Source organism: Peribacillus sp. 05N428 (assembly GCF_056397085.1).
Genome location: NZ_JBFTMS010000048.1, coordinates 14,409 through 30,438 on the forward strand (window position 1 = coordinate 14,409; position 16,030 = coordinate 30,438).

The following is a 16,030-nucleotide window of genomic DNA, read 5'->3' on the forward strand; positions in this document are numbered from 1 at the left end:
AGATGGCGAGTTTTTTTGGTTAATCAAAAGATGTCCTGAATTTTTCCGCTATATATGGCATGGTTGAAGGCACCTCTTGAAGATCCATTTCGGGATAACGGACAGCCGTCAGTTTTCCACCGAAGACGCAGCCTGTATCAATATTGTATGTATGATTGACTTGTCTAGCTTCAGGGACAGGTGTGTGGCCATATACGATCCAAGATTCCCCTTTGTATGATTTGGCCCAGTCTTTCCTGACGGGAGACCCATCCGGATGTTTGGAGCCATTTATATCACCATAGAGGACAAAGGTTTTTACTTTACTGCTATATTGACCAATATAGTCACTGCGAATTCCTGCATGGGCAATGATCAATCGCCCTTCATCCATGATTTGATAAAGTGGGGAACGTTCATATAGATCCATGAATTTTTTCCGGATTTTCTTCTGCTCCCGACTGTTCAGTGATTCATATTCAGCTACAGTAGTTTCTAAACCGTGTGATATTTGTACTTTATTGCCTGAAAAATAACGATACAATTTATTGCAGTGGTTACCTGGGGCATACCTTGCTATATTTTGGTTAATGACTAATTCATGGACAACCTCGATTACCTGAAGGGAATTGGGGCCGCGATCGGTTAAATCCCCTACAAAGCCGAGAATCCTTCCAGAGGGATGTACAGGAACCCCAGTCTCCCATGTATAGCCCATTTTTTCGGTCAGCTGCCTGAATTCAGCGAAACATCCATGAATGTCCCCTATGATATCGATGTTCATTTGACACATCCTTTGTTTGTTTTGTATATGTTTATGGTATTAGTATAGTATTATTTAAAAAATAAAATATAAACGAGGAAATGAAAAAATATGTTTTAGGAGGTGTATGGTTATGGAGGAGATGAAGGACCGGGAGAAGGAACGGGAGAGTAGTCAAGTGAATAACGAGTTTTTGCTTGAAGCGCTTAAAACGGAAAATCTAGATCAGTTTCGTACGGAGTTCCTTGAAATGCACCCTTATGATCAGGCTCAATTTTATACAAGCTTGTCAGATGAATACAGATCCGTCATTTACACATATTTGTCACCGGAAGAAATGGCGGACCTTTTTGAGAATATAGAAATAGATGAAGAGGATTACGAAAGCCTGTTGGCTGAAATGAATCCTTCTTACGCAGCTGATATGCTTTCCCATATGTATGCGGATGATGCTGCTGACGTCTTGAATGAAATCAATGATGAGCAGGCCGTCAGCTATTTGACCATCATGGATGATGAAGCGGCAAGCGAAATCCAGGAACTTCTGAATTATGAGGAATCTACGGCAGGAAGTATCATGACGACAGAGTTCATTGCCATTGAAGCAAATGAAACGGCTCGATCAGCCATGCAGATATTAAAAAGGGAAGCTCCGGATGCGGAAACGATATATTATGTGTTCGTTACCGATCAGGATAAGAAGCTGCTTGGTGTTTTATCGCTCAGGACTTTGATCATAGCAGATGAAGATGCTTTAATTGGTGATTTAATGGATGACAGGGTAGTTTCCGTACCTGTATCTGAAGACCAGGAAGAGGTGGCACGAAAAATAAGGGACTATAACTTCCTTGCCGTGCCGGTCGTCGATTTCCAAAACCATTTGTTAGGGATTATTACGGTTGATGATATCATTGATGTCATGGATGAAGAGGCATCGGATGATTATTCAAAACTCGCCGGTATATCTGATCTGGATCATGTTGATAAGAGTCCATTTTCAGCTGCAAAAAAACGGCTGCCATGGTTGGTCATCCTCTTGTTCTTAGGCTTGCTGACTGCGAGTTTGATCGGGCGATTCGAAGAGACACTAAGCCAAAAAGCGATTCTGGCTGTATTTATTCCATTGATTGGCGGCATGGCTGGAAATACAGGTACACAAGCATTGGCAGTAGCGGTCAGAGGAATCGCAACAGGTGAATTAGAACAGGAAAGCAAGTGGAAACTAGTCCTTCGAGAGGCTGGAACTGGCCTTATTATTGGTCTGACATGCGGAATTTCCATCATTTTCATCGTCTATTTTTGGCAAAAAGATTTAATGCTGGGTTTATTGGTCGGTATTTCAATTTTCATAACTCTGATCGTTGCCACACTTGCCGGTTCAATCGTCCCGCTTCTCATGCATAAAATGAAAATCGATCCAGCAGTAGCTTCAGGTCCTTTCATTACAACTATAAATGACCTTATCAGTATTCTTATTTATTTCGGATTAGCAACATTATTAATGGGCTATTTACTATAAGTCAAAGAAGGCCCTCCTGGAGGGTCATTCCCAGAGGACTTTAGAAAACGGTGTTTTTATCAAAGGAAATTTGATATACTGTCATTAGTAGCAGGTACTAATAACTTGTATTAAAAATAGGAGGTCACATACGATGACTTTTTCATTAGAGGGAAAAACGTTTGTCATAATGGGTGTTGCGAATAAAAGAAGTATTGCTTGGGGAGTTGCCCGTTCCTTACATAAAGCAGGTGCAAAGATGATTTTCACTTACGGAAAAGACCGTACGGAAAAAAGCGTTAGGGAACTATCTTCTACATTGGAAGGGGAGCCCTCCATCATTTTACAATGTGATGTAACGAAGGATGAAAGCATTGAAAAATGTTTTGCGACGATTAAGGAAGAAACAGGTATCATTCATGGCGTGGTACACAGTGTCGCATTCGCTAACAAGGAAGAACTGGACGGTGAGTTCGTCAACACGAGCCGTGAAGGGTTCTTGCTTGCCCATAATATCAGTTCATTTTCTTTAACGGCTGTGGCTAAAGCGGCGAAAGAAATCATGCCGGAAGGCGGCAGCATCGTCACAATGACGTATCTTGGCGGTGAGCGGGTCATGCCTAATTATAATGTAATGGGAGTGGCTAAGGCTTCACTTGAAGCCAATGTCCGTTACCTGTCAAGTGATCTTGGCAAAGATAACATTCGAGTGAATGCTATTTCAGCGGGACCTATCCGTACCCTATCCGCAAAAGGTGTTCGCGACTTCAATACCATTTTAAAGAAGATTGAAGAAGAAGCACCGCTTCGTCGTACAACGACTCCAGAAGAAGTAGGGGATACGGCAGTATTTTTATTAAGTGACATGTCCCGCGGGATTACCGGGGAAAATATCCATGTGGATTCTGGTTACCATATAATCGGATGACAGTAAAAGAAGGGGACCGATATCGGTCCCCTTTTTTATTGATTTTCCACTCCTCAGGAATCTTTAATTGCTGCATCCTCATTTGAAATCTATCCGATTTTTTTCATCTTCAAATGTTTTAGTTTTCTCCATAAATGCCCAGCATATCCAAGCTTGGTTTGATGTCCTTTTTTGAAGGAGTGTCACATCTCCAGCATAAAGAAGGGTGAGTTTCATATAAATGATACATAGAGCGGATATTCATTGTTTGCGAGAATCGGCATAAAGCTGCTTTCAACCCTATTCGAGAAAAAGAAGGAGGGGTATCATGGACGTGGAAAAAGTTGGTGTGCCTTGTGCTGGAAAACAAACCATACAAAATACGCTGAAGAGACATATCAATTTACATGAAAAAAATATCAGCACTTCATATACCGCCGAGGAATTGGTGGAGCTATTGTCCCGACTTCCAGCCTTTGCACCTAAGCCTGTTTGTAAGTTCATCATCAATGACCGTACACTATTCGGGAAATTGGAACAAAAAAAAGAATCCAGTTTGTTCATAAGGCATAAATTCGGGAAAAAAGTTGTCCAATACCAAATGGAACAGCTGCAGTCCGTGGATATTCTGAAATATTAAGGAGGGTTTTCATGTCAGAGAAAAATGGCGATAAAGAATCCAAACCACTTATATATGTCGATCAAGCAAAAATATCAGATCTGCGTGGAAATATGCAAAGTGATTTTCGAACGAAAAAGGCTAAACCTCAAGACAGCGCTGAGCCGGAACTTCAGGAAGAAGCCGAGCATAAAGAAGAAAAAATCGAACAGGTCAAACGCGAATTTGGTGTTTATGATGCCATGATGGAAATTGAAAAAGAGATTACGGGATTAAGGAAAATCACGGAAGAATATGTCCCTGAGCAAGCTCCGGTTGAAAAAATGGAACATCCTGAACAAATAGAACAGGAAAATGAAAAGCCAGTTAAGAGAAAAAGGAAAAAGGTGGAGAAGAAAGAATCTTCCCGTGACATCATTTCCCGCCTATCCAATCATCAAGGTTTTCCAAAACCATTATGTGAGGCGGTAATTAACGGAGAAAAGCTTCGGTTTCATGTGTTGGGCATGAGAGGGGAATCAGTGAAAATTAAAAGAGGGAACCATATCCGTTTCGTGGGTCTGCCGGATATTATCGATGCCAAAATAATTGAAGAATCCAAGTGAAGGAGCAATATTAAATGTTTCCCCCACAAAGTGAATTTACCTTATTTATCATATTAGGCTTGGCTTCCTTCAGGCTGACACGCTTGATCGTTTTCGATAAAATCATGGAGCCGCTGCGCAGCCCCTTTTTTAAAGAGATAGAAGAAAAAAATGAAGAAGGAATTGTGGAAATATTTTTAATGCCCAAAGAAAAGGGTCTGCTGGGGTGGATTGGTCAATTGCTAAGTTGTTTTTGGTGCGTGGGTGTCTGGGTCAGCCTTTTTCTGGTTTTCCTTTATATCCAACATTGGTTTATAGGCGACGTACTGATATTAATCCTTGCCGTTGCAGCAGTAGGAGCGATAATTGAGGTCATAATCAGCAAAATTATGGACATTTGATTGGAAACAACTTGTCTAATCATTCATATAGTATGATATAGATCTTAAAGGAGGAGTCAAGAATTGAATCAGAAACAGAATAATCCATGGGCATATGCAAAACCGATAAAAAAAGATCAGCCAATCAAAATCAAGAAAGATTGTGGCTGTAATAATAACAATAAAAATAAAGGCTATTGAGTGAAAAAACCTTTCCATTTTGGAAGGGTTTTTTTATTTCCTAATCCTACCATTCATAAAAAAACCGTTAAACAAGAAAATAACAATAGAACGATAAATTAGGATGTGATTCTATGTTCAGACAAGGAAGATATTTTAAGGGAAGCTGGCTGATTTTTATAGTTGTTTTGTGTGTGCTTACGGCGTGCAGCAATCAGAATGATGGAAAAACGGAGAATTTCGCGATGATTAAACGTACGAATCCTGAACCGATGGATATCATTAATGGAATGGATGAGAAGGATGAAAAGGGACTGATCTCAAAGGTCAAGGAAACAGTTGCTAATGAAGACACCATCTATGACGTGATCGTCGTGAAAAACGACAAAAAGATTATCGTCGCTTATAAAGTTAAGCACCTACAACGTTTTCATATGAAGAAAATTGAAAAGACTGTGACTGAAAATCTGGAAGAGAAGTTTCCCAAAAATGATTTTATCGTATCTAGCGATTATAAAATCTTTTTGGAATCGGTAAGGTTGAACGAGTTACTTAAGAAAAAGGATGTACCCGAGAAAAAGGCAAGGAAGAAGTTCAAGGAAATTGAAGAACTTCAAAAAGAATTAATTTAGAAAGAGAGGTTCAGCAATATGAGCGGCAAGGATAAAACGACCCCAATACAGGATGCGTATCAGCAGCTCCAAGGAAAGCATGAAATTAAAAGACCGATAGTGAAGAATTGTTTGAAGGCCTTTTTAGTAGGTGGTATTTTCTGCATAGTGGGACAAGCCATTTCCTACTTCTATATTTATTTTTTCAACTTTACAGAGCAGACAGCTGGAGGTCCGACAACGGCCACCATGGTGTTTCTGGCACTTTTGATGACCGGTTTCGGGTTTTACGACCGCATTGGCCAGTTTGGGGGGGCAGGGAGTGCCGTCCCAGTCACTGGGTTCGGTAACGCAGTCATTTCGGCAGCAATCGAACATCGGACGGAAGGTTTTGTACTTGGAGTTGGATCCAATATGTTTAAATTGGCCGGATCGGTTATTTTATTCGGAGTATTCTCAGCCTTTGTCGTGGCGTTGATAAAAACGATTTACCTAATGATTGGGGGCTAAGCGGTGTTAAAGGGAAAACAAACATGGATGTTCACCAATAAGCCGGTCATCTTGGAAACAGGGGTAACAGGCGGGCCATTTGAAGCTAATGGAGAAATTGCTGGTGATTTCGATATTTTATACGACGATTTGTGGATGGAGCAGGATTCCTATGAGAAGGCTCATCGGCATTTGATGGAGAAAGCGGTAGAGCTTGCATTGGAAAAAGGCAAGATTGACAAGGAGCAGGTACAGTTTTTCTTGGCGGGTGATTTAATCAATCAGGTTACACCGACAAGCTTTGCGGCCAGAACCAACGGAATTCCATATTTCGGCTTGTTTGGGGCTTGTTCCACATCGATGGAAGGGCTGGCACTAGCTGCCTTCATCACTAATTATGGCGGGGCTAACTATGTGTTGACAGGTGCATCGAGCCACAATGCAGCTGTTGAAAAACAATTTCGCTATCCAACTGAATATGGCGGGCAAAAGCCACCTACAGCTCAATGGACGATAACAGGAGCAGGGGTGGCGCTGGTTGCTCCTAATGGAAGCAAGCAAGGGGAATTTCCGCATATTGTCTCGGCCACTATTGGTAAGGTCATTGACATGGGATTGAAAGATCCTTTCAATATGGGGGGAGCGATGGCCCCGGCGGCCGCCGATACGATACTTGCCCATTTCAAAGATACTGGTTTGACCCCGGATGATTACGATTTCATCATTACCGGTGATTTAGGTCAAATAGGGAGGGAGACAGCTCTTGACTTATTAAAGCAAAAGGGCTGTGATATCAATCAGGAAAAATTCAAGGATTGCGGATTGATGATTTTCAAAAAGGACCAGCCTGTTTTGGCTGGCGGGAGCGGTGCGGGATGTTCGGCAGTGGTATTATACGGTCATATACTGAATGAAATGATTTCCGGCAAATATAAAAAAATCCTGCTGGTCGCAACAGGAGCATTATTGTCACCGCTTTCCGTCCAGCAAAAAGATACGATTCCGTGCATTGCCCATGCTGTAGCCATTGAATATGGGATGAATTCATGAAAAAGGAGAGATTTCGATGTTAGCAATGTTTTTTTGGGCCTTTGTCATCGGTGGCTTGATCTGTGTAGTCGGCCAGCTTCTTTTCGATGTTGCTAAGCTGACACCGGCACATACGTTAAGCTTGTTCGTTGTAATAGGGGCTGTTCTCGGCGGATTTGATTTATATGAGCCGCTTGTTAACTTTGCCGGTGCCGGAGCAACCATACCGATCGTTTCGTTCGGGAACTCGCTGGTGAACGGGGCGATGATGGAATCGGAAAAACATGGTCTAGTCGGCGTACTGACAGGCATGTTTGAAATTACAAGTTCCGGTATCTCTGCAGCAATCGTCTTTGGATTCATCGGAGCTTTGGTTTTCAGACCAAAAGGATGAAAAAAGCGGAAATAGGCAGCCTGGCCTAGGACATGGCCTATACATATTTGTCCAGACCTACATATGTTATCAGTAAGCTTTAGCGAGAGCGAGGTGATATGTATGTTTGGTTTTGGTGGCTACGGTTGTTGTGGCGGCAGCGGTTATGGATACGGCGGCGGTTATGGCGGAGGATACGGTGGCGGCGGTTCCACTTTCGCGATAATCGTTGTATTATTTATCCTATTGATCATTGTAGGGGCTTCTTTCTGCTAAGGTGTAAAAGGAATAGGCAGAAGAAGCCTATTCCTTTTATTTTTTTGTATGGGCCTAGCACTTTTTTCTGATTATGCCATAGGATAGGTACAGAAAAGGGAGGGGCTTAAGTATGGATAATAACTTTTTTAAAAACATAGAAGGTAAAACCGGTGTAAATATGAAAGATGTATTAGAATTGGCAAACTCGCTTCAAGGAGCCAACTTCAAAGATGAAACAACGGTTAGAAACGTCATTAAGCGCGTTTCAAAAATAGCGAATAAGCCGGTCAATAAGGAAACGGAAGATAAAATCGTACATTCCATCGTAGCTGAAGGGAATAAACTTGATTTCGGGACGATATCCAATATGATTAATAAAAAATGAAAAAGGGCCTGCTATCATGCAGGCCTTCAGACTGCAGACAAACTTGAAAAAAAGCGAGTTTGCCTGTAGTTTTTTAATTTTAAAAAAGTCCATTTGCAAGATATATAGCGTCGGCTTTTGGTCAAAGCTTCAGGAAACGTGATGGATGGGCAGTCCGCCCGCGTCTAGTTTGCAGGATGGAAAGGTAAAGATCCTTTTTAGCCCTGGTTGCCGCTACATAGAGCAATCGTCTTTCCTCTTCAAGAGGGGATAGTTCCCCTTTTCGGTAAGATTCAAGTGCGAAATCATGAGGAATGCTGCCATCGACAGCAGCAAGGACATATACGGTTTGATATTCAAGCCCTTTGGAACGATGTATGGTGGTAAGCTGTATGGCATCCTTAAAGTGTTTCGATAGCTGTTTAATCTCTTGGACCATCGCGGTCATATGATCGACATGTTCAATGAAAGCGGCAACGGTTGGAAAACGATTTGCCGCCACCTTTAAGTCACGGATGTCATCGGACCCTTTTTCCAGGTTCGCATCATTACCGCGTTTTTTTACATATTCCTGGTATCCTAAATCTTTCTCGATGATCTCTAACGCTACGAGTGGCGACATAATTTTTAAAGACCGAATCTGTCCCGGAATCGTTTTTAATTTTCGTTCTTGAAAAGCATGTCCAGTCTTAACAAAAGCAAATGCATCGATGAAATCACAATCCTGCAATATTGTCATTGCTTTTAACTCTTGTAATATACTTTGCTTTAAGAATAGGGAGGAAAGGACATCAGATGCTGCCTTGCTGTCATGCGGGAACAAACTCAAGCGCATAAAGGCAAGCATGCCGCGAATGACCTTGCGCTGATAAAACGAATCCGCATCCTTTTCAATGACGAATGGCAGATTGGAAGCGGCTAGCCGTTCAAAAATGGCCCTTGACATCGTGTGTGTCCTATACAATACTGCAAAGTCCCCAGGGTTTGCTCCCTTGGATATTTTTTCCTGGATATCGGATACGATCATCGTCGCTTCCAATTCTTCATCATAAGGATAAAATAAAACAGGTGGATTTCCTGAATCATGCTGTGCCCTCATCTTTTTCTCCATCCGGTTCTGGTTTCGCTTGATCAAGCGGTTCGCTGTAGCGACAATTTCATGGGAAGAGCGGTAATTCTCCGTCAGCTTCACCACTTGGGATCGGGGGAAGTCATGATTGAAATTCAAAATATACTTCGGATCGCTTCCACGGAATGAATAGATGGATTGGTCATCATCTCCAACCGCACATACATTTTTTGATTCAGCAGATAGGAGTTTTATCAATTCATATTGAACTTTATTAATATCCTGAAACTCATCGACCAAAAAATAGTTAAACCTTTGCTGATATTTCTTTAAAAATTCCGGATTATTTTTTAAAAATACATAACAGCCTACAAGCATATCATCGAAATCATACTTCCCTGTTTGCTGTTTATATTCTTCATATTTCTTATATAAATGTAAACAGGATTTCTCCCAATCGTCCTTAGGCTGTATATCTTCTGGAAAAGCCAATGAGTTTTTCCATAGTCCAATTTGTTGAAGGGCCTGATCATATGCAAATTCCTTATCATCAAGTTCCAATACCCTGCCAGCCTGTTTCAATACCTTTTCTTTTTCCCACTCCCACTTCAATAGGAAATCCCGCTGCCATTTGGCTGGTTCATGGAAAATCAGGATTTTATAAAAGATGCTATGAAATGTCCCGCTAACGATTTGAGAAACAAGGGAAGGAGTCATATTGGGATAGCCGAGCAGACGCTGTTGCATTTCCTTTGCGGATTTCGCCGTAAATGTTACAAGCATGATACTTTTTGGATCAATCTTTTTCACTGTGAGCATATAGGCAGTACGTACTGTCAATACGCGGGTTTTCCCGCTGCCTGCTCCTGAAAGGACAAGGATGGGTCCATCGATCGACATTACCGCCTTGAGTTGCTCTGCATCGAGAACAACCCCTGAAGAGGATAATTCTTGAAAGTATGGTTCCTCTGATTGTGCCAGGTCATATGTTTTATCTGAATATTTCGGATTGCCGGTTATGGGACGGCTTTTAAGGAAAGGTTCAGTAATGGTTTTCGTTTCAGTAATGGTTCGTGATGTAGGAATCCTAAAACCATTCTGTTCCATATATTCTAAGGGCTTATCTTTATTTATTGATTCTGAAATTGGCATTTCACAGGGTCCCTGCGATGGGTCGCTATGATAAAAATAAGGTGTCTCATGGATTCCAATAAATAATTTCACTGGTTTATGACAAATGATACAAGAAAGCTGATCACGTTTTCCCTTTTCAAAAAGTGTCTGCAGCTCACCAGCTGAAACGGTATGTAAATGTACGATTTCATTGCCAGATTTTGCTTGATTCATATAAATGGATACCTCTAATCTATTAAAAATATCGGCAATACTCATCATACCAGAAGATTAGGAAAAAAGAATGTGGAAATCATGTTTAAATATTGTTTAGGCAGGGTAATTAAATGACAACATAACTATTTCAATATAAGGAGGGGTTACTATGGGATATATAGCACCTGTCACACAATTTGATTATATTCAATATGCCAACCGGACGGTCGAAGCTGCAGGGAAAGTAAGAATTGTTAAAGGAGCGGCACCCATTCAACCCATCCGTTTTGATCAGGTGTTGGAAAGGGAAAGGGAAAGCGTTGAAGGATTAAATCAAATTCAAGATAATGATCGGGTAAGTGCATATGGAGCAGGCACATATCAATATGAAATGGGCAGGAGCGTCAGGAAAGGTTTAACGCCTGGAATGACAGGAAAAGGCAGGTTCATCAACGAAATTGTCTAGTTCCTCCAGAAAGACAAAAGAGGACACGTGAAGTGTCCTTTTTGTGTTGATTTCTTAAAGAATGTCTATTTCCACGATTAGGGCTAACAATAGTTGCAATAAAAGTTGGATGTTAAGAGCGATTTGTGCATCAGTTGTTGTAATGTCGATATCACGGCTGTTTTCAACAATTGTTTTTTGGCGCGTGATTTGTTTAACATTAGAAGATTGGATTAATTGTTGAGTGATCTTGTCAGCATTATCACCATCTGCAACGGAAATGCTTACGATGACCGCAATTGCAGCTTGTAGAGCAGCTTGCAGTGAGAGGGCCGCTTTAACATCCGTTGAAGTGATATTTACATTACAAGAATCTTTAATGTAAATAAGTTCTTCAGAAAGCTGAACTTGATTATTATCCTGTCTTGCATCTTGGTCAATCTTTGTGTCATCGTCGTTACAGAATCCTGAAAGGGGATGTCTGGAAGCGGAATCTAGAGCCGACCATGACCTTTCAGAGTCATCATGTGTGTTACAATTGCTACGATATACATTTTGGTTCATGTTGTTTTTTCCTCCTTAGGTTTTATTCCCTATTAAAATATGCTTTGATGGTTAATCGGGTTGGACGAATAAATCAGTTCATTCGTCTATTTTTTAAAATACTTAGAGAAAGTATTAGTGTGTGGGGGATGAATAATAAAGAAGCTGGAGCTTTAGGAATGAAATGTAAGTGCTGCTATGTCTCGGTTTACTTATTTCTCGCCAGCAAGTAAGGTGATATGGTGCGTCATTTATCTTTGGAATCCGTGAATTTGTTGTGAATGGAATTGGTAACTGGATTAACATCATGTTCCGTGATGTTCTTTTCTTGGTTTATGATTTTTAGTGATTGCTCTTGTAAATAACGAACGGTTTCTTTAAGGTTGTTTCTCTCTTTTTCAGTTAGATCGACCTTTTCCTTTTTGAAACCATGCTTTCTTAAAGTCCTCGAAACCAGCAGTTCCATCAGTCTTTTTTGAGACTCATCCAGGTTAAAATCATTGTTACCCATAAAATTTTCCCTCCTTCTTGCTTTCTATATATAGACTATGTATTTTTGATGAGATTGCCATTGAACGGAAATGGTTTTTTTCATAAAACGATAATTTAAGTTCATGAACGAACAAAAAAAGCTGTCCAATCAGAAGACTGAAGGACAGCTTTTTTATATCATAAAATGGTTTTCTTCATCGTTTTATGAGGAATGCCAGCATCCATGAATTCGTCGGAAACGATCTCATACCCTAATTTTGAATAAAAAGGGATGGCATGCACTTGGGAATCAAGCTTCAATTGTGGCACTTCCTGCTGGATTGCGTATTCCTCAATAGCATTCATGATCATGGCTCCGGCACCATTCTTACGGCCCGATGATAGTACACAAATGCGCTGTACTTTACCGATGTTGTCAATGACCCTGAAGCGGCCGGCACCGATTGGCTGATGCTGCTCATCATATAAAACGAAATGTGTGGACTCTTTTTCATATTCATCGATCTCTTCTTCAAGAGGGACGTTTTGTTCTTGGACGAACACTTTTCTTCGAATCATATATGCGTTTTCAAGCTCTTGGCTGTTCTCTGCGATTTTTACAAACACGAAATCATTCAGCTCCCAATCTAAATGTTTCATAAACGGTCCATGCCCCGTCTTCAAGTTGATACAGCAAGTGAACTCGTTTCACCTCTTCTTCATGGCTGATGTCAAGCATGCTTAATTGGCCTAAAACATCAGAATGCTCATTATCGGATAAATCTTGAGCGATCGTAATATGCGGGACAAATGCATGTTCACTTTCACTTTTTATGAAATCCTCATTGTTAAGTGCATCATGCAGTTCTTGAAGCCCTTCGGATAATTCTACTTTGAAATAAATAGTATTGCTTACGGGTTGGAAAGACTTCGTTTTGGTTACGCTCATCGTAAAAGGCCTGCACTTTTGAGCAATGACTTTTAATTGTTCCGCGATTGTTGAAATTTCCATATCCGTCGCTTCGAACGTTGGTTTAAGCGTTAGATGCGGTGGTATGAAAGCATATTTCGTATCATACCGTTTGCGATAGGAGTTAGCTAAATCTTGAAGTTTTTTTGAAGGGAAAATTGCAACACCATATTTCATAAATAAAACCTCCTGATATTTTTTATTGTTGTATTATAGTTGGACATGTTTTTTCTTGAAACCATCCCAAACAGATGATTTCGAGTAATTAGAACATTTCCAATAGTGCTCGTTTCAAATCTGCCTGCCAGTATTTCCAGGTATGATTACCTTCAAATTCTTCATAGAAGCAAGGAAATCCTTTTTGGTTTATTAATTTATGCAATTCCCTATTTGGTTCTATGAAGTTTGCCTTATTGCCATCCGTCGTCGGTACATCTGTTTCACCCGTCCCGATCACATGGTAAAGTTCGAGGAGATGCGGATCCTCAAAATTACGTACAGCATCCATTACTGCTTCATTGGCAAGAGGGGACTGCATGATGCATTTCCCGAATGTATGCGGATACTGCAAAGCGGCCAATAAAGAAACTGTACCGCCTAGAGAGTCACCGATCAAAGTTCGACCATGTCCCATTTGATAGGTTGGGAATTCATCATCTAAAAACGGGACTAGTTCATGGGCAAGAAAACGTATGTATGCAATGTGCTGTTCCCCGTCCGGATGATATTTGCGCCAGCGGTCAAAGCGGTCTTTATAAGGAATTCCGACAATGATGATATTCTCGATCTCATCATTCCCTAACAGTTCATCTGCTACCCGACCGATTCGGCCCATTTGAAAATAATCACGGCCATCCTGAGCAATCACAAGCGAATATTTATACAATGGCGAATAATTAGCAGGCAAGTAGACAAGCAATTCCAATTCTTCTGCTAAAGCTTCGCTTTTAAACATGTACTCTTTAATTGTGCCTTTGCGTAAACTCATTCTCCCGCACCTCAATGATAATTAATAATGAAAAACAACTTACTTGATTATTTTAGCATAGCCTTGCAACTTTTTCCCGCGACAAGAATTTGGAATATAAAATTTTCGTTATATTTTCTAAAAATTTAAATTATAAGGTGCTATAATACAAGGATATAGAAAAATAATACAAAAAAAGGTGGCGAATAAAATGGCAGATGTACACGTGCACAGCAGGGAAGTGACAAAGGCGGCTAAACGAACATTATTGGAGCGTGGTGTCAGTGTGGAGGCAATTGCAAAAATCGTTTATGAATTGCAGTTCCCGTACAAAGCTGATCTTAAGCTGGAGGAATGCATCCACAGCGTTGAGCGTGTCCTGTTGAAAAGGGAAATTCAACATGCCATTTTAGTCGGTGTGGAGCTGGATAAACTGGCAGAGCAAAAAAAACTATCAGAACCCCTGCAATCGATTGTTGAATCAGATGAAGGGCTATTCGGAGTGGATGAAACGATTGCCTTTGGTGCTGTACTCGGTTACGGAAGCATTGCTGTAACGACCTTTGGCCATTTGGATAAAAATAAAATAGGCGTCATACACGAACTTGATAAGAAGCAAGAAGGAATCGTGCATACCTTCCTGGATGATATCGTTGCAAGCATTGCCGCGAGTGCCGCCTCAAGGTTAGCTCATCGTCTGAGAGATGAAGAAGAATCGTTAACTGAACAGGAAAAGGACATCCAGGAAGAAGAAGAGTTAATAGGTTGAACCTTGAAGAGCAATTTTCAGCCAGATCTGTAAAACCTGGCCTTAATGAGGCGGGCAGAAAGGATATTGGCTACTTTAAATGTCCGTTTTGTCTGCCTTAGAAAACAGAATGCGTGAATATGGCCTGGATAAATTTCAAGCACCTGGATTTTCCGTTGCGTAATCTTACCTTGTTCGGAGAGATAAATTATTTCTAATGGAGCATTTTCTTCCATATGTTTACGAAGTATATATTTCATTCCCAGTCACTCCTTTGCTGACTTGCTTGCTATCATTATATGCGAACATACGTTTTGTATGCAAGTGAAAAGGGAACCTTGGTTCTGTTTTGTTGTGAGGGTAAATGGAATAAGATGAAATTATAACTTTTTTAATATAATATGTAGACTTTTTAACAAAAAAACAAAAAACATCAACCAAAACTGAAGTGCGATTATACCTCACCTCATCTTTCAGATTGAGAATAAAGAATCTGTTTCCCCGATTATATCCACAAAAATCCCTTCCATATTGTTAACGACCACCTTCTTAATAAGATATATAATCCAGTAGATTTTTGCTGTTTGAGTTAGATTTATTTTCAAATTTGTAACATATGTACAAACATCTTTTCTTTTAATGAATAAAATAACCCGAAAATAAAAAAAGAAAAGGTGATTATAATTAAAAATCATTATTCCATTTCACATTGTAATTCCTTTATAGACACCACATATCTTAATAAGAAATGTGTGCAAAAGAAACCGGATGATTGTCATAGCTGCCATAAGAAACACAATGACTGTATTTGTCATCAAAAGAAACCGGATGATTGTCATAGCTGCCATAAGAAACACAATGACTGTATTTGTCATCAAAAGAAACCGGATGATTGTCATAGCTGCCAAAAGAAACACAATGTCTGTATTTGCCACCAAAAGAAACCGGATGATTGTCATAGCTGCCAAAAGAAACACAATGTCTGTATTTGCCACCAAAAGAAACTGGATGATTGTCATTGCTGTCATAAGAAACACAATGACTGTATTTGTCATCAAAAGAAACCGGATGATTGTCACTGCTGTCATAAGAAACACAATGACTGTATTTGTGAGCAAAAGAAAGATGATGACTGTCATTTGTGCCATAAGAAACATAATGACTGTATTTGTCATCAAAAGAAACCAGATGATTGTCATTGTTGTCATAAAAAACACAGTGACTGTATTTGTGAGCAAAAGAAACCCGATGACTGTCATTTGTGCCATAAGAAACATAATGACTGTCACTGTGACAATAAGAAAGATAATCTAGTAAGAGCATCTGCGTTCAGGGCTAATAAGAACACACCACAACTTTACGAAGCAGCGTTAACTCCCTCTGTAAAAGTTTTATTCCAAACTGAACAGTTTGATTTAGCAGATGAATATAATCCGCACATATCAACATTTATT

22 protein-coding genes are annotated in these 16,030 nt (G+C 40.2%); 14 read left to right on the forward strand and 8 right to left on the reverse strand.

Annotated features, from left to right (window positions below; translation table 11 throughout):
* Positions 1-19: 19 nt before the first annotated feature.
* Positions 20-763: a bis(5'-nucleosyl)-tetraphosphatase PrpE gene (gene prpE, locus AC1DIV_RS25890; RefSeq protein ID WP_057278897.1), complete on the reverse strand. Its 744-nt coding sequence runs from the start codon at positions 761-763 to the stop codon at positions 20-22.
* Between the two features lie 121 nt (positions 764-884).
* Between prpE and mgtE the strand changes: the two genes are divergently transcribed.
* The 11 genes from mgtE to spoVIF all read left to right on the forward strand — a co-directional run bounded on the left by mgtE (position 885) and on the right by spoVIF (position 8,055).
* Entirely contained in the window at positions 885-2,261 is a 1,377-nt protein-coding gene (mgtE, locus tag AC1DIV_RS25895) for a magnesium transporter (RefSeq protein WP_340878468.1), read from the forward strand.
* A gap of 133 nt (positions 2,262-2,394) precedes the next feature.
* On the forward strand, positions 2,395-3,168 hold the full coding sequence (gene fabI, locus AC1DIV_RS25900) for an enoyl-ACP reductase FabI (RefSeq protein WP_034314473.1): 774 nt from the start codon (positions 2,395-2,397) through the stop codon (positions 3,166-3,168).
* A gap of 307 nt (positions 3,169-3,475) precedes the next feature.
* Positions 3,476-3,787, forward strand: a complete 312-nt coding sequence (locus AC1DIV_RS25905; protein ID WP_251538687.1) for a hypothetical protein — start codon at positions 3,476-3,478, stop codon at positions 3,785-3,787.
* A gap of 11 nt (positions 3,788-3,798) precedes the next feature.
* Positions 3,799-4,371, forward strand: a complete 573-nt coding sequence (locus AC1DIV_RS25910) for a hypothetical protein (RefSeq protein WP_289349317.1) — start codon at positions 3,799-3,801, stop codon at positions 4,369-4,371.
* Between the two features lie 14 nt (positions 4,372-4,385).
* On the forward strand, positions 4,386-4,751 hold the full coding sequence (locus AC1DIV_RS25915; protein ID WP_034314467.1) for a DUF1360 domain-containing protein: 366 nt from the start codon (positions 4,386-4,388) through the stop codon (positions 4,749-4,751).
* A 293-nt stretch (positions 4,752-5,044) separates the two neighbouring features.
* Positions 5,045-5,542, forward strand: coding sequence for a YhcN/YlaJ family sporulation lipoprotein (locus AC1DIV_RS25920; RefSeq protein ID WP_048686567.1), 498 nt, complete (start codon positions 5,045-5,047; stop codon positions 5,540-5,542).
* Positions 5,543-5,560: 18 nt separating this feature from the next.
* Entirely contained in the window at positions 5,561-6,031 is a 471-nt protein-coding gene (gene spoVAC, locus AC1DIV_RS25925; RefSeq protein WP_048686569.1) for a stage V sporulation protein AC, read from the forward strand.
* Between the two features lie 3 nt (positions 6,032-6,034).
* Positions 6,035-7,060: a stage V sporulation protein AD gene (gene spoVAD / locus AC1DIV_RS25930; protein ID WP_323599630.1), complete on the forward strand. Its 1,026-nt coding sequence runs from the start codon at positions 6,035-6,037 to the stop codon at positions 7,058-7,060.
* A 16-nt stretch (positions 7,061-7,076) separates the two neighbouring features.
* Positions 7,077-7,433: a stage V sporulation protein AE gene (gene spoVAE, locus AC1DIV_RS25935; protein ID WP_048686576.1), complete on the forward strand. Its 357-nt coding sequence runs from the start codon at positions 7,077-7,079 to the stop codon at positions 7,431-7,433.
* A gap of 102 nt (positions 7,434-7,535) precedes the next feature.
* Positions 7,536-7,688: a YjcZ family sporulation protein gene (locus AC1DIV_RS25940; protein WP_072272578.1), complete on the forward strand. Its 153-nt coding sequence runs from the start codon at positions 7,536-7,538 to the stop codon at positions 7,686-7,688.
* A gap of 112 nt (positions 7,689-7,800) precedes the next feature.
* A complete protein-coding gene (spoVIF, locus tag AC1DIV_RS25945; RefSeq protein ID WP_034314458.1) occupies positions 7,801-8,055 on the forward strand; it encodes a sporulation-specific transcription regulator SpoVIF in 255 nt (84 codons plus the stop codon).
* 121 nt (positions 8,056-8,176) lie between these two features.
* On the opposite strand, the gene AC1DIV_RS25950 is transcribed toward spoVIF, so the two are convergent.
* Positions 8,177-10,450: an ATP-dependent helicase gene (locus AC1DIV_RS25950; protein WP_340875321.1), complete on the reverse strand. Its 2,274-nt coding sequence runs from the start codon at positions 10,448-10,450 to the stop codon at positions 8,177-8,179.
* A 151-nt stretch (positions 10,451-10,601) separates the two neighbouring features.
* Between AC1DIV_RS25950 and AC1DIV_RS25955 the strand changes: the two genes are divergently transcribed.
* Entirely contained in the window at positions 10,602-10,898 is a 297-nt protein-coding gene (locus AC1DIV_RS25955) for a hypothetical protein (RefSeq protein WP_340875324.1), read from the forward strand.
* Positions 10,899-10,952: 54 nt separating this feature from the next.
* Here the strand turns inward: AC1DIV_RS25955 and AC1DIV_RS25960 are convergent, their stop codons facing one another.
* The 5 genes from AC1DIV_RS25960 to AC1DIV_RS25980 form a co-directional block, all read right to left on the reverse strand.
* Complete coding sequence (locus AC1DIV_RS25960) at positions 10,953-11,441, reverse strand: spore coat protein (protein WP_063591806.1); 489 nt, start codon at positions 11,439-11,441, stop codon at positions 10,953-10,955.
* Positions 11,442-11,667: 226 nt separating this feature from the next.
* The gene (locus tag AC1DIV_RS25965) at positions 11,668-11,931 is read right to left on the reverse strand and encodes a hypothetical protein (RefSeq protein ID WP_048686585.1); all 264 of its coding nucleotides are present in this window, start codon (positions 11,929-11,931) and stop codon (positions 11,668-11,670) included.
* Between the two features lie 158 nt (positions 11,932-12,089).
* A complete protein-coding gene (locus AC1DIV_RS25970) occupies positions 12,090-12,551 on the reverse strand; it encodes a GNAT family N-acetyltransferase (RefSeq protein ID WP_207200503.1) in 462 nt (153 codons plus the stop codon).
* The gene (locus AC1DIV_RS25975) at positions 12,523-13,038 is read right to left on the reverse strand and encodes a YjcG family protein (protein WP_048686587.1); all 516 of its coding nucleotides are present in this window, start codon (positions 13,036-13,038) and stop codon (positions 12,523-12,525) included. The genes AC1DIV_RS25970 and AC1DIV_RS25975 overlap by 29 nt, the downstream gene beginning before the upstream one ends.
* Before the next feature lie 88 nt (positions 13,039-13,126).
* The gene (locus AC1DIV_RS25980; protein ID WP_214769146.1) at positions 13,127-13,849 is read right to left on the reverse strand and encodes an alpha/beta hydrolase; all 723 of its coding nucleotides are present in this window, start codon (positions 13,847-13,849) and stop codon (positions 13,127-13,129) included.
* 190 nt (positions 13,850-14,039) lie between these two features.
* Here AC1DIV_RS25980 and AC1DIV_RS25985 point away from each other — a divergent pair, with 190 nt between their 5' ends.
* Entirely contained in the window at positions 14,040-14,597 is a 558-nt protein-coding gene (locus AC1DIV_RS25985) for a phosphatidylglycerophosphatase A family protein (RefSeq protein ID WP_034314446.1), read from the forward strand.
* Positions 14,598-14,614: 17 nt separating this feature from the next.
* Here the strand turns inward: AC1DIV_RS25985 and AC1DIV_RS25990 are convergent, their stop codons facing one another.
* Entirely contained in the window at positions 14,615-14,836 is a 222-nt protein-coding gene (locus tag AC1DIV_RS25990) for a hypothetical protein (RefSeq protein ID WP_034314444.1), read from the reverse strand.
* 508 nt (positions 14,837-15,344) lie between these two features.
* Between AC1DIV_RS25990 and AC1DIV_RS25995 the strand changes: the two genes are divergently transcribed.
* Positions 15,345-15,890 (forward strand): hypothetical protein, encoded by a 546-nt coding sequence (locus AC1DIV_RS25995; RefSeq protein ID WP_340875332.1) that lies wholly within the window; start codon positions 15,345-15,347, stop codon positions 15,888-15,890.
* Positions 15,891-16,030 lie beyond the last annotated feature (140 nt).

What these genes read in the sequence shown, in the direction of transcription:
- AC1DIV_RS25980 (WP_214769146.1), bottom strand. Translation starts at nt 13,849, where the DNA reads ATGAGTTTACGCAAAGGCACAATTAAAGAGTACATGTTTAAAAGCGAA.
- AC1DIV_RS25975 (WP_048686587.1), bottom strand. Translation starts at nt 13,038, where the DNA reads ATGAAATATGGTGTTGCAATTTTCCCTTCAAAAAAACTTCAAGATTTA.
- AC1DIV_RS25910 (WP_289349317.1), top strand. Translation starts at nt 3,799, where the DNA reads ATGTCAGAGAAAAATGGCGATAAAGAATCCAAACCACTTATATATGTC.
- AC1DIV_RS25970 (WP_207200503.1), bottom strand. Translation starts at nt 12,551, where the DNA reads ATGAAACATTTAGATTGGGAGCTGAATGATTTCGTGTTTGTAAAAATC.
- AC1DIV_RS25960 (WP_063591806.1), bottom strand. Translation starts at nt 11,441, where the DNA reads ATGAACCAAAATGTATATCGTAGCAATTGTAACACACATGATGACTCT.
- AC1DIV_RS25920 (WP_048686567.1), top strand. Translation starts at nt 5,045, where the DNA reads ATGTTCAGACAAGGAAGATATTTTAAGGGAAGCTGGCTGATTTTTATA.
- AC1DIV_RS25950 (WP_340875321.1), bottom strand. Translation starts at nt 10,450, where the DNA reads ATGAATCAAGCAAAATCTGGCAATGAAATCGTACATTTACATACCGTT.
- AC1DIV_RS25955 (WP_340875324.1), top strand. Translation starts at nt 10,602, where the DNA reads ATGGGATATATAGCACCTGTCACACAATTTGATTATATTCAATATGCC.
- spoVIF (WP_034314458.1), top strand. Translation starts at nt 7,801, where the DNA reads ATGGATAATAACTTTTTTAAAAACATAGAAGGTAAAACCGGTGTAAAT.
- prpE (WP_057278897.1), bottom strand. Translation starts at nt 763, where the DNA reads ATGAACATCGATATCATAGGGGACATTCATGGATGTTTCGCTGAATTC.
- AC1DIV_RS25915 (WP_034314467.1), top strand. Translation starts at nt 4,386, where the DNA reads ATGTTTCCCCCACAAAGTGAATTTACCTTATTTATCATATTAGGCTTG.
- fabI (WP_034314473.1), top strand. Translation starts at nt 2,395, where the DNA reads ATGACTTTTTCATTAGAGGGAAAAACGTTTGTCATAATGGGTGTTGCG.
- AC1DIV_RS25905 (WP_251538687.1), top strand. Translation starts at nt 3,476, where the DNA reads ATGGACGTGGAAAAAGTTGGTGTGCCTTGTGCTGGAAAACAAACCATA.
- AC1DIV_RS25965 (WP_048686585.1), bottom strand. Translation starts at nt 11,931, where the DNA reads ATGGGTAACAATGATTTTAACCTGGATGAGTCTCAAAAAAGACTGATG.
- AC1DIV_RS25985 (WP_034314446.1), top strand. Translation starts at nt 14,040, where the DNA reads ATGGCAGATGTACACGTGCACAGCAGGGAAGTGACAAAGGCGGCTAAA.
- spoVAC (WP_048686569.1), top strand. Translation starts at nt 5,561, where the DNA reads ATGAGCGGCAAGGATAAAACGACCCCAATACAGGATGCGTATCAGCAG.
- AC1DIV_RS25940 (WP_072272578.1), top strand. Translation starts at nt 7,536, where the DNA reads ATGTTTGGTTTTGGTGGCTACGGTTGTTGTGGCGGCAGCGGTTATGGA.
- mgtE (WP_340878468.1), top strand. Translation starts at nt 885, where the DNA reads ATGAAGGACCGGGAGAAGGAACGGGAGAGTAGTCAAGTGAATAACGAG.
- AC1DIV_RS25995 (WP_340875332.1), top strand. Translation starts at nt 15,345, where the DNA reads ATGATTGTCATAGCTGCCATAAGAAACACAATGACTGTATTTGTCATC.
- AC1DIV_RS25990 (WP_034314444.1), bottom strand. Translation starts at nt 14,836, where the DNA reads ATGAAATATATACTTCGTAAACATATGGAAGAAAATGCTCCATTAGAA.
- spoVAE (WP_048686576.1), top strand. Translation starts at nt 7,077, where the DNA reads ATGTTAGCAATGTTTTTTTGGGCCTTTGTCATCGGTGGCTTGATCTGT.